The organism is Segetibacter sp. 3557_3, assembly GCF_004354985.1.
In the GTDB taxonomy this organism is placed as follows: domain Bacteria; phylum Bacteroidota; class Bacteroidia; order Chitinophagales; family Chitinophagaceae; genus Segetibacter.
In genome coordinates, this window is sequence record NZ_SMSK01000001.1 from 771,081 (window position 1) to 783,727 (window position 12,647).

General features: G+C 45.8%; 10 protein-coding genes. 8 read left to right on the top strand and 2 right to left on the bottom strand.

The window, feature by feature from the left end; all coding sequences use genetic code 11:
• Positions 1 to 167 precede the first annotated feature (167 nt).
• Complete coding sequence (gene aat, locus EXU57_RS02690) at positions 168 to 809, top strand: leucyl/phenylalanyl-tRNA--protein transferase (RefSeq protein ID WP_133266613.1); 642 nt, start codon at positions 168 to 170, stop codon at positions 807 to 809.
• Positions 810 to 821: 12 nt separating this feature from the next.
• Here the strand turns inward: aat and EXU57_RS02695 are convergent, their stop codons facing one another.
• Positions 822 to 2,177, bottom strand: a complete 1,356-nt coding sequence (locus EXU57_RS02695; RefSeq protein WP_133266614.1) for an exonuclease domain-containing protein — start codon at positions 2,175 to 2,177, stop codon at positions 822 to 824.
• A gap of 351 nt (positions 2,178 to 2,528) precedes the next feature.
• Between EXU57_RS02695 and EXU57_RS25735 the strand changes: the two genes are divergently transcribed.
• From EXU57_RS25735 to EXU57_RS02715, 5 genes are all read left to right on the top strand, one after another.
• Positions 2,529 to 2,651: a hypothetical protein gene (locus EXU57_RS25735; protein WP_262708538.1), complete on the top strand. Its 123-nt coding sequence runs from the start codon at positions 2,529 to 2,531 to the stop codon at positions 2,649 to 2,651.
• A 175-nt stretch (positions 2,652 to 2,826) separates the two neighbouring features.
• Positions 2,827 to 3,069, top strand: coding sequence for a hypothetical protein (locus EXU57_RS02700; RefSeq protein WP_133266615.1), 243 nt, complete (start codon positions 2,827 to 2,829; stop codon positions 3,067 to 3,069).
• 130 nt (positions 3,070 to 3,199) lie between these two features.
• A complete protein-coding gene (locus EXU57_RS02705) occupies positions 3,200 to 5,860 on the top strand; it encodes a valine--tRNA ligase (protein WP_133266616.1) in 2,661 nt (886 codons plus the stop codon).
• A gap of 203 nt (positions 5,861 to 6,063) precedes the next feature.
• Positions 6,064 to 6,591, top strand: coding sequence for a GNAT family N-acetyltransferase (locus tag EXU57_RS02710; protein ID WP_133266617.1), 528 nt, complete (start codon positions 6,064 to 6,066; stop codon positions 6,589 to 6,591).
• 232 nt (positions 6,592 to 6,823) lie between these two features.
• Positions 6,824 to 7,432, top strand: coding sequence for a glycoside hydrolase family 19 protein (locus tag EXU57_RS02715; RefSeq protein WP_165958005.1), 609 nt, complete (start codon positions 6,824 to 6,826; stop codon positions 7,430 to 7,432).
• An 893-nt stretch (positions 7,433 to 8,325) separates the two neighbouring features.
• On the opposite strand, the gene EXU57_RS02720 is transcribed toward EXU57_RS02715, so the two are convergent.
• Positions 8,326 to 8,832 carry an Lrp/AsnC family transcriptional regulator gene (locus EXU57_RS02720; protein WP_133266619.1) on the bottom strand — a complete coding sequence of 169 codons (507 nt, stop codon included), beginning with the start codon at positions 8,830 to 8,832 and terminating at the stop codon, positions 8,326 to 8,328.
• A gap of 168 nt (positions 8,833 to 9,000) precedes the next feature.
• Between EXU57_RS02720 and ahcY the strand changes: the two genes are divergently transcribed.
• Positions 9,001 to 10,329: an adenosylhomocysteinase gene (gene ahcY / locus EXU57_RS02725; protein ID WP_133266620.1), complete on the top strand. Its 1,329-nt coding sequence runs from the start codon at positions 9,001 to 9,003 to the stop codon at positions 10,327 to 10,329.
• Between the two features lie 499 nt (positions 10,330 to 10,828).
• On the top strand, positions 10,829 to 12,619 hold the full coding sequence (locus EXU57_RS02730; protein ID WP_133266621.1) for a hypothetical protein: 1,791 nt from the start codon (positions 10,829 to 10,831) through the stop codon (positions 12,617 to 12,619).
• The last annotated feature ends 28 nt before the right edge of the window (positions 12,620 to 12,647 follow it).

Below are 12,647 nucleotides of genomic sequence, written 5' to 3' on the forward strand. Positions count from 1 at the left end.
AACTCAATTCTACCTCCTCTTTTTACTACCTGGGACAAGAACGATTTACCTGTTCCGTTCAAAACAGCTCTTGCGATCATTCGGCTAATCTGAATTGTCTCCACCCCGTTTCCAGTCGTCTGATGCATTCCTGGCGTACCTTTCCGTTTAACAGACTACTGCCCGATATGCCGCTTTTTGCACTGGATAAAAAACTTTGGTTTCCGCCTGTAGCGGATGCCTGTGATGATGGACTACTAGCGATAGGCGGTGACCTGAGTGCAGAACGTTTACTGCTTGCATACCATAGGGGCATTTTTCCTTGGTTTGATGGCGATGTTCCCTTATGGTGGTCGCCCGATCCCAGGTTTGTATTATTCCCGGAGAATCTGAAAGTAAGTAAAAGCATGAAGAGCATGCTTGCCAGGCAGCCCTTTACCTTTTCGATCAATAAGGCGTTTTCGGAAGTTATTAACGCCTGCAAAAAAGTTGATCGCAAAGACCAGTACGGCACCTGGATTACAGATGAAATGCGTGAGGCCTATCTCACTTTACACAAGCTGGGCTATGCGCACAGCGCTGAGGTTTGGTCGGCTGACACACTTATCGGTGGCTTGTACGGGGTAAAGATCAATAATGTATTTTGTGGCGAAAGCATGTTTAGCCTTGCAAGTAATGCCAGCAAGTACGCGTTTATCCTATTTGTAAAACACCTTGTAACTACCGGCACCAGGTTAATCGATTGCCAGGTTTATACCAGCCACCTGGAAAGCCTGGGAGCAGAAATGATCAGTCGCGAAGTGTTTCTATCATACCTTGAAGGCACATAAGCGAAACAGCAATCAAGCTGAAAACTGCACTTTTCTTTCCGGGTACTTCGAAGAATATTGGTATAGCAATCCGCGTATGTATCCATTTTCGGGGTACTGGGTAAGATGAGGTTTGAGGTCGTCAACACACCGGACTGTAACCTCCGGCGGCAGGTAGCCCATCCCATAAAAGCGACCCTTCTCCATAAGTATCACTCCCTTTCTTGTTTCTTTTGTAATAAAGGAAGGTTCTTCACAAAGTGCAAATGTGGGCAAAGCGTCACCCAGGAATTTTACCGCACTGCTAATGCGCTCGTTATATTCCTCAGCAGAGAGTTGTTGCTCTTCGGCAAGTGAAGGTCCCGGTGAAACATCGATAAAACAAAGCCGGGGACAAAGCCCGAAATCGGCAATGAGCTTTTTGATCAGTGTCTGCCCTTCCGTTATCTGGCTAAAAGTATAGATCGGCTCAAGGTGCTTTTTTTTCTTTTCAATTACCAGGCGCTGGTACCCTTTATTGTCTTCAAAAGCATAAAGCCCATATGCCTGTTCAAAACCCTTGAGGCTCCTGTTATACAATGGCCATAGCCGCTTTATTTCTATGCTTTCCAGTATAAATGCCATCAACTCGCTGCCACATTCGTGGTAGGTGACGTCGTAGATATTTCTTAGAAATTCCTGCTTCTGTTTACCCGTTTTATTGTTTGAAAAATGACTCGCAACCCGCTTACGAAGATCCTTTGCCTTGCCGACGTAAATAACCTTCCCTTTTTGATTATGGAAATAATAAACACCGGGGCAACAAGGTAAAGCCGTAACCTTTTCTACCTGCAGGTTAGGCGGTAAATGCTGGTCCTTTGCCCTTCCTTTCAACATGAGGTTGATTTCTCCCGCCTGGTCGTTACAGAGCAATTGTTGAAATAACTTAACCGTGGCCCGTGCATCCCCACCAGCACGGTGACGCTGCTCGATTTCAATGGAGAGACTCCGGCAAAGGTTCCCGAGACTATAGCTGTGCTGTCCGGGAAAGATTTTCCGGCCCAGCCGGACGGTGCACAATTTTTTACAATCCAGATCAAATCCACAACGGGAAAGATGATACTTGACAAAGGAGTAATCAAAATTGACATTGTGTGCAACAAATACTTTGTCACTCAGCAGCTCATAAATTTTCCCGGCTACTTCCTCGAATAAAGGAGCCTGGCTCACCATGGCATTTGTGATTCCCGTTAAAGCTTGAATGTATGGGGGAATAGCTACCAGAGGGTTAACCAGTGTATCAAAGTAATCAACCACCTTTTCGCCATCATAGATAGCAATTGCAATTTCTGTTATACCGTTTGCGCTCGCATACCCACCGGTGGTTTCTATATCTACTATCGCGAACATCATTAGTGTTTGAAAGACAAACACAAGATTACTAAATTCTTTGGTAAGTTATCCTAATATGCACACCAATTCTCCGGATCGAAAACCTTTTTGTGGCAGAACGGGGCTGCTCGTATATATACCAGTTCTTGCATTGAAATGTTGGGGAATTTACCATAAGGAAAACTCAAAAACCCCGGCTTAATGCTCAACATGATTAAAATCTCTAAAAAAAGTGAGTATTCTATTTCTCATCTCTTGTGAAAAGCTTAACTTTAATAAGCGAACTAAGTCCAGGTGATCAGAGCAGTCTGGTAATTTGCCTGTCCTTATCCATTGAACAATTATTATCAAACCTTAAAATCTGTTAACATGAAAAAATCTACTTCAATTCACGTTGGCGAAGGGGTTAGGAACACCATTATCGGGGTGGCAATTTTTGCAGCAATTGCATTGATTACGTACCTGGAGTGGAAAGGCAATCTCGGCCACTAAACCTAATTGTTAACGTAGAAGTCCTGGTATCCTTTGCTTGCATTGGTTACCAGGATTTTTTTGTTTTATCCTTTCGCAAACCGTTGCATTTTGTCGATTTCTGCGGTTGTTTATTAACAAAACATAAGTAAACGGACCGTGAACAATTATTAAATTTAGCTTCTAAACTAACGATATGAAGAAGATATTCTATCCCGTATCTCTTGCAGGTATTTTCTTCATTTCATGCCAGGCCCTGTCTCCTTCCCCAAATGCTGTTCTAAATGTTGCTGCATGTTGCACAAACCTGCAGCCTTCTACATCCACCATAAAGTTTTTCTGCATCGAGGGTCAGCAGAATAACACTGGCACATCAGTCAGCAACAACTACAGCATATTACCAGCTTATGGCTGGGATACCAGGATGCTGCTTTGGTAGATCTCTTCCTTCAGGTTATAAACGTTCGCTCTGCATTTTACGTTTCGGCTGGCGACGGACTGCTCCCATTTAGTACCTTTGCGTCCTTGTTTGAAAATGCTCACCAACAATCGATTTTAAAAGGCGCGAAATGACGGAACTAAGCAAAAATTATTTACCCGCAGAAACGGAAGGAAAGTGGTATTCGCATTGGCTGCAAAAAAAATATTTCTCCAGTGTACCGGACGAGCGCACTCCTTACACCATTGTAATACCGCCACCAAATGTTACCGGTGTTCTTCACATGGGTCATACCCTTAACGAAACCGTGCAGGATATCCTGATCCGCAGGGCAAAGATGAAGGGCTACAATACTTGCTGGGTTCCCGGCAGCGATCATGCCAGCATAGCAACGGAGTCGAAGGTGGTGCAAATGCTAAAAGAAAAGGGGATTGATAAGAGCACCCTTTCGAGAGCGGAATTTCTTGAATACGCCTTTGAATGGAAAGACAAATATGGCGGGATCATATATGACCAGATTGCAAAACTTGGGTGCAGCGTAGATTGGGACCGGGTGACCTTTACCATGGACGACCATTATTACAAAGCCGTTATAAAGGTATTTATCGACCTGTACGAAAAGGGACTTATCTATCGTGGCGCCCGGATGATCAATTGGGACCCTGCCGCCAAAACGGCGCTGAGCGATGAAGAAGTGGAGCACAAAGAAATACAGGGAACACTATATTATCTGAGCTACAAGGTTGTTGACCAACCGGGTGATGGCGGTTCTTCAGGCGACACGGTGATAATTGCCACGCAACGACCTGAAACGATCATGGGTGACACCGCAATCTGCGTAAATCCAAACGACGAGCGCTATGCTCACCTAAAAGGCAAGTATGCGATTGTGCCATTAATCGACCGCCCTGTCCCATTTATTTTTGATGAATATGTTGATCCGTCGTTTGGTACAGGAGCGCTGAAGGTGACTCCGGCACACGACATAAATGACTATAATCTCGGACTCCGGCACGGACTGGAAGTGATCGACACCTTAAACCCCGATGGTACCCTGAGCCCTGCCGCCAGGATCTTTGTAGGTGCAGATCGCTTTGAAGCAAGAAAGAAAATCATTGTTGAGTTAAGGGAAAAAGGCTACCTGGTTAAAGAAGAAGTCTACCAGACCAGGGTTGGTTACAGCCAAAGGAGTGGAGCCGTGGTTGAGCCACGCATATCTACACAATGGTTCCTGAAGATGAAAGAAATGGCAGAGCCCGCCCTAAATGCCGTAGTTGATGGCGACATCAAAATACACCCGGGAGAAAAGTTCCTTGCCACCTACAAGTATTGGCTGGAAAATGTAAAGGACTGGTGTATCAGCCGGCAGCTTTGGTGGGGCCAACAAATACCCGCCTGGTATGCACCTGATGGAAAATTCGTTGTTGCTGCCACTCACGAGGAAGCAGTTGAGAAGTTCAACCAAGTTTATCCGGGTGTTTTAACAAACAAGGAATTACTCAAGCAGGATGAGGACGTGCTGGACACCTGGTTTTCCTCATGGCTCTGGCCAATGGAGGTCTTCAATGGCATATCTGATCCGGGTAACAAAGATGTTTCGTACTACTATCCCACCTCAGTTTTAGTTACCGGCCAGGATATCATCTTTTTTTGGGTGGCAAGGATGATTATGGCGGGTATGCACTATAACAAAACCCGGCCCTTTGCCGATGTGTACTTTACCGGGATGGTTCGCGACAAGCTCGGTAGAAAGATGAGCAAAAGTCTCGGCAACAGTCCCGATCTACTGGCGCTCATCGACAAGTATGGTGCAGATGCGGTAAGATTTGGCATAATGATCTCCTCACCCGCAGGTAATGACCTGTTGTTTGATGAGAGCAGCCTTGAGCAAGGCAGGAATTTCAATAACAAGCTCTGGAATGCGTTGAAGTTGGTGAAGATGTGGGAACAGCGAATTGGCGCCGCTTCTACACCTCGTACGAACCCAGGTGAGGAGCACTTTGCCGTACAGTGGTTTGCCGCCAGGCTGGAGCAGGTGAAGGTTGAACTCGACGGTGCCTATTCCCAATTCCGGCTTAGCGAGGGACTTAAAACCATTTACTCGCTGATCTGGGACGACTTCTGCAGTTGGTACCTTGAATGGGTTAAGCCCGGTTTTGAGCAACCAATCGACCAAAATATCTATCACCAAACGCTGATTTTCTTCGAAGAACTGATGCAACTGCTTCATCCCTTCATGCCTTTTATAACGGAAGAAATCTATCACCAGTTGCGCAAGCGGGAGGATGACCTGTGTGTTAAGTTAAGCGCAGCAACCAAAGAAGCCGATCAGTCAATTCTTGATGATGGTAACCAGCTTAAGAAAGTGATTACAGCACTGCGCGACGCCCGTGTAAAAAACGGCTTAAAGCCTAAGGAACCCATCAAGGTGCACATTCAAACGGCTGATGCAATCATCTATCAAAAGATTAGCAGTATTCTAAACCGGCAGTTAAATATAGGGTCGCTGGCCTATACACAGGAACCCATACCCGTCACATTAATTGTTGCGGTGGAGGGCGACCGTATATTTATTGAAACAGAAACAAAGGCGGATACGAGTGCGGTAAGAACTGACCTTTTGAAGGACCTTGACCACCAGCAACAATTTCTTCAAAGCGTTGCAAAGAAACTAAGCAACGAACGGTTTATGGCTAATGCAAAGCCTGAGATCGTTGCACTTGAACGTAAGAAGCAGGCCGACGCTGAGGCACGCATCAAGGCAATAGAAGAAAGCCTTGCAAGCCTGTAACTGGCTTCGCAGTTAACAAAAACGTTCTGCGGCAACCCCGCAGAACGTTTTCAAAGTCGTTTGTATAGCCAGAAGTAGCTGATCAAGGAATGGGTAATTACCTAGATACCTCAATACCTGATACCTTTAATTTAATCCGTCATTCGCTAATTCGCAATCCGCAAAAGCTCAACCTATCAACTGTCTCCACTCCCCAACCACGAATGAGTAACTCGAACTTTCCCTCTTCACAACTGCAGGTGCGTCCCGCTTCGTTCAACGACATCAGGTATATACAGGAGATCGCAAATAAAACCTGGCCCATCGCTTATGATAAGATCCTTACCCCCGATCAGCTTATGTATATGCTGGACTTATTTTATAGCACCGAAGCGCTGTCAAAACAAATGAAAGACAATCACCACTTCTTTCTTGCGCTTAAAGATTATGAACCGATCGGATTTGCTTCATTTTCCCATGAACACGACGAGGTATATAAACTCCAGAAGCTTTATGTGCTGCCAGGCATCCAAAAGTCCGGGACTGGTAAAACCCTGTTACAAAATGTTATGCAAATCGCCCGCAGCATGGGCGGCAAAAGTTTATTGCTGAACGTTAATCGTAATAATACCGCAAGATCATTTTACGAGCATAATGGCTTTAAGGTAGTACGTGAGGAGGACATTCCGATTGGCAATGGCTACTTTATGTTTGATTATGTAATGGCCGTTGATTTATTGGAAAATGAGTAATTTCTACTCCATACTACTGTTATTTATTGGGTATATAAATCCGGCCGGGCTCTTTTTAGCGGCAGTCATTATTTGCGTTACAGGTTAACACGCCGAACCTGTTCCGATACCAAAAGAACGATATCGTTGTCACCGGAACGAATAAGGTTGCCGAACTATTCGTGTTAATGCATTGCAAATGAGCAGGCTTCGCACTATCTTGGACAGCACACCTAATCCTAAACCCCTTTGTATGCTAGTTCTAGACCGAAAAAAATTGCTCAACGGCTATGTGAGCCGCTTTGGACCACTCACCAATAGCCTTGCCGACGCTTTCCGCTTTTTATTGAGCCAGATTGAAAAAGACGATCGTTTTTCCAATACCGAAAGTGACAGGAGACAACTTGCTTATTGTATGGCAACGTTTAAATGGGAAACAGCCCATACGATGCACCCCATCGACGAATATGGTGGTGATCCATATTTTAATAAGCGATATGGTCCATCCACCAGTGTGGGTAAAATGCTTGGAAACACCAAACCGGGCGACGGTGCCCTATTTCATGGGCGGGGTTATGTTCAAATCACGGGTCGTAGAAATTACGCTAAAGCGCGCTCGCTGACGGGAGTCGACCTGGTTACACAGCCCGACCTCGCTAAGGACCCTGTTGTGGCTTACCAGATCGCGATCCAGGGCATGAAAGAAGGCTGGTTCACCGGGAAAAAACTCTCCCAATTTATCAACAACGAAAAAGCAGACTTCGAAAATGCCCGGACCATCATCAATGGTTACGATAAGGCCGAAATCATCGCCAACATCGCACGCCGCTACAGTGAAATTTTAAGAGAGTCATTAACCTAATTCGAAAATGTAAAATGTAAAAATAGAAAGGTAAAAAAATCCGATTGGATGCATTGCTCCGTTTGATGTAGTGCTGCTATATTGCTCCCGGATCACCAGGTATTAGGAAAATCTGAAAAGCGGAATGGATTGTTCTTCATCCTAAGCCCAATCGTGAAGGCCCTGTGCAATTGATATCTGCATATTGTTATGGAAGCAGGTTAAGAAAGAAATTGTGTAGGGTGGTTCAAAAAACCGTTAAATGCCAATAGAATTGGTGCGGTACAAGTGAGCGACACCGCTCCGACTGCGCAGCGAACGGGCAAACAGAGGCTCACCAAAGGTCATCTGCTGGTCCCCACAAAACGCTATAACGAGATCCCATGGCTTCCGACTTGTGCATCCATACTATAATGTCGTTCAGTTAAGCGATTCTTTTTCAGCCAGGCCGAAGTTTTTCAATTGTAAATTGTTGCGTCGCACTCTTGTACTCCATTGCATCATTGAGCAATCAACTGACTCAAAGGCTACCTAAATACATTAATCCATAATTCTGCATTCAAGGTCGTTTTGTTAGGGTAGGATTTCAAAAATACGCTCAATAGAATTACCGAACGTACAAGGGACACAACCGAAGCCTCACTAGTGGTCATCTGCCGGTCCCCAAAAAAACGCCATACCGGGTTGGCATTAATTCATACTTCTGCATTCATCATTCTAACTTCTGCATTCATCATTTATACTTCTGCATTACACTTCTGCATTCATCATTCATACTTCTGCATTCATCATTTATACTTCTGCATTACACTTCTGCATTCATCATTTATACTTCTGCATTCATCACTCATACTTCTGCATTCATCATTTATACTTCTGCATTATACTTCTGCATTCATCATTCAAAATTTATCTCAAACCGGCTCCACCACAATATGGGTTTGTTTGATAATGCCCATTACAAATATGCTCTGCACATTGCCGATGTTTTCTATCTGGCTCAACCGGTTCACATGAAAGTTATAGTAGGTATTCATATCGGCTGCCACAACCTTTAGCATAAAGTCGAATTCGCCCGAGATGTTGTAACATTCAATCACCTCGTTGAATTCATGAATGGCCTTGATGAATTTATCGCCCGCCTCTTTACTATGTTGTTTCAGCGAAACATAACAAATTACCATCAGTCCCTTCTGCACCTTGGTGTGGTCAACCAGTGTTGCATATTGTTTTATAACTCCCGAAGCTTCCATTCGCTTGATCCGCTCGTGAACCGGGGTTGTACTCAAGTGTATCTTGTCGGAGATTTCTTTAACCGTGATCCGGGCGTTTTCCTGCAATAAGCGAAGTATCGCAAGGTCCTTTTGATCCAACGGGTCGTGGTTAACAGAAGATTCTTCTTTTTTCGGGGTCTTGCTCATAGCAAAGCGTAGGTTTATTCTGTAAATGTAGCGAAACGCCTTATTCCGTTCCAAACTTTCAATTTAGCGCAGGATATTCCACTGAAAATATAGATTTGCATCATCAAACATCAAGTCGATAACCCACATCATGGTTGTCGGCCTTCACTTAAAATTCAAAACATAACTATGTCAACACTTACAAAATCACAACTCGACTTCAGCCTGAAGAACAAAGTTGCTGATATGAGCCTTGCAGAATGGGGCCGTAAAGAAATCCGCCTTGCCGAAGCAGAAATGCCAGGCCTTATGAGCATTCGCGCCGAATACGCCGAAGCACAGCCGCTAAAAGGCGCACGCATTGCGGGTTGTCTTCACATGACCATTCAAACCGCTGTGCTTATCGAAACACTGGTTGCGCTTGGTGCTGAAGTAAAGTGGAGCTCATGTAATATTTTCTCTACACAAGATCATGCTGCTGCTGCAATTGCCGCTGCCGGTATTGGTGTTTTCGCCTGGAAAGGTCAGAGCCAGCAGGATGCTGACTGGTGTATTGAACAGACCCTGTTCTTTGGTGGCGCCGACCGTCCGCTGAACATGATCCTTGACGATGGCGGTGACCTCACCAACATGGTTTTTGATCAATATCCTGAGCTGATCCAACACGTTAAAGGACTTAGCGAAGAAACGACTACAGGTGTACACCGTTTGTACGAAAGAATGGAAAAAGGTACTTTGCCAATTCCTGCAATCAACGTTAACGACAGTGTTACCAAATCAAAATTCGACAACAAATACGGTTGTAAAGAAAGCCTGGTGGATTCTATCCGTCGCGCTACAGACGTAATGATGGCGGGTAAAGTGGCTGTTGTTGGTGGATACGGCGACGTTGGTAAAGGTTCTGCAGAGTCACTTCGTGGTGCAGGTGCACGTGTTATTGTAACCGAAATCGATCCTATCTGTGCTTTACAAGCTGCTATGGACGGTTTTGAAGTTAAAAAGATGATCGACGCTGTAAAAGAAGCCGACATTATTGTTACCGCTTCAGGTTGCCGCGACCTCATCACGGGCGAACACTTCAGGCTTATGAAAGACAAAGCCATCGTTTGTAACATTGGTCACTTCGATATTGAAATCGACGTTGCCTGGTTAAACGACAACTACGGACATACAAAAGATACCATCAAGCCACAAGTTGACATCTACAATCTTGATGGTAAAGATGTTATTCTTCTTGCTGAAGGCCGCCTGGTAAACCTTGGCTGTGCAACCGGTCACCCAAGTTTTGTAATGAGTAACTCGTTTACAAACCAAACACTTGCTCAAATCGAACTTTGGACAAACCCTGGTAAATACGAGAACAAAGTATATGTACTACCAAAACACCTTGATGAAAAGGTTGCTCGTTTGCACCTTGCAAAAATCGGTGTTGAACTTGAGGAGTTGACTGAAGCCCAATCTGCATACCTCGGTATCAGCAAAAACGGGCCGTTCAAACCTGAATTGTACCGCTACTAAGATTACCTGATCGCAGTTTGCGACATCATACCAACCCGCTTCTAATGAGGCGGGTTTTTTTTGTGCCCCTTTTCAGCCCGGCACCTGCGCATAAGGTACCACAGGCTTTACCTGAATGGATATAACCTTCGGATGCGTTCATTTATCAGCAATCACATTTCTTGAAAAAATCATGGAACCTCGTGCATGACATACGATTCAACTCACCTGGCGTTTTTTTTGTGCGCCGGCATTTGTACCTATGGCGACAGTGGTTGCGACGCTCCGTTTTAACTTTTGTACTTTTTTCAACCAGGTAGGATTACCACTAATTTCTATCCGGTGACCAATGGTGTTGGTTCATTGCATGGCAAAACTGGTTAAGAATGGACAATTGCGAAACGCCCTCATGCAAATATTTACCGCTATTTTGAGAGACCTGCGCAGGACTGAATTTACCTGAACACGGGTCTGTACTGCAAGGTCGCAGGTTGTACAGTTCACCATTTATATCGTTCGTATGAAATTAAAAGCAGCACTAATTGGGTTTGGAATCATCATTTGCCAACAGGGATTCACACAAATTAAACATGTTCCGCATTCATCTGCCCCGGCAGTTCGCCACGATCGTTCCGGCCCCCTCATGGGCAACGCTATCCAAAACATAAGCCGACACGATACACCTTCAGCCAATCAACCAGGTAGCAATCCCAACTACACTGTTGAGCCAAACAGCCCCGAGCGTCGTGGATATGGAGATTACATCGCCGAACCCTCAGTAGAGCAAACCCAGTTTGGAACGAAGAACGCACCTCGCCTGGTTGCGAGTTTCGACGGGCTTGGTGTAGGCTTCGAGGGCCCGCAGGGAACCGCAACCGTTCGCAATCCATCTGATAATTCGCTTGCGGTAGGACTAAACCATATCGTTCAAACGGTAAACTCCCGCATGGCCATCTTCACCAAACGGGGGCGGCAATTCGATAGTACCGGCAAGGTGTTGTATGGCCCCGTAGAAACCAGGAACGTATTTCGGGGTTTTGGGGGTCCTTGTGAAAAAATCAACAATGGCGATGCTGTTGTACGCTATGATCAGCTTGCCGACCGGTGGCTGATCGTTATGCCAACATTCCGGCGGCTGCCTTCGCGCGAAACGGAGCTAATCAACGGAGTGCCCGGAGTATTGGGCAGGGCAGGCAAAGCAGAACCCTTGTTCATTCCACCTTACACAAAACCAGATACAAGTCAGCCCATACGGCAACCCAGGCCACCAAAGGAGGAAGGTGCATACTGTATGTGCTATGCGATTTCTACCGGTCCTGACCCGTTTGGCCCCTATTACCGCTACGAGTTTACCCGCAAATTGTTCCCGGATTATCCCCGCCCTGCTGTTTGGCCCGACGGCTATTATACTTCAACAAGCACCGGCGATGATGTAATTGAGAAACACGCCTATGTAGTTGACCGAACAAAGATGTTGAAAGGCGAAGATGCAACCGAACAAGCGTTTATCATCAAAGATGTAAACTTCCTGGTAAACGCCGATCTCGATGGCAAGCAGTTACCACCTGCGGGTGCACCAAACATCATGCTTGCAGCCGGGGGATCGCAGTTGAAAAACATTTTGGAGGATGATGGCATCTATGCCTGGAAATTTCATGTAGACTGGAAAGACCCGGCGAAAACAAAGCTCGAAGGACCCGTAAAGATTACCGTTGCACCTTATCGCTACATGGGTGGTGGCCAGTTAACAAAAGCAGTTCCGCAACCTGGAACGGAACAAAGGCTCGACGCCCAGGGTGACAAGCTGATGGCCAGGTTGGTTTATCGCCGTATCGGCAAGCGGGAATCGATGGTGGCGGTACACTCCGTGAACACCAGTGCGGGTGCCGGTGGTGTTCGCTGGTATGAGTTTGTGCTCGACAACAATCGCGAAGTAAAACTTTTCCAGCAAGGCACGTATGCACCAACTGCCCAGTTCAGGTGGATGGCCAGCCCGGCCATTGATCGCTGGGGAAACATCGGAATTGGCTACTCTTTTGGTGGCGCAGACGAATATCCAGGCCAGCGTTTTGCCGGAAGACATTCCGGCGACGCTGTTGGGATAATGACCTTAAATGAAGCCATCCTGGTGAGCGGCGAAGCCGCGCAAACCTATACGTTGCGCTGGCAGGACTATACGCAAACCGCTGTTGACCCCAGTGATGACGAAACCATATGGTATGTAGGCGATTACCTGAAAAAAGATGCAAAAAGTTATTCCACTAAAATCGGTGCATTTCGCTTGAACCAGGAAAAGAAGAAATCACGGTAATTAAGCTGGGGGTGAGTTCAGCGATCGG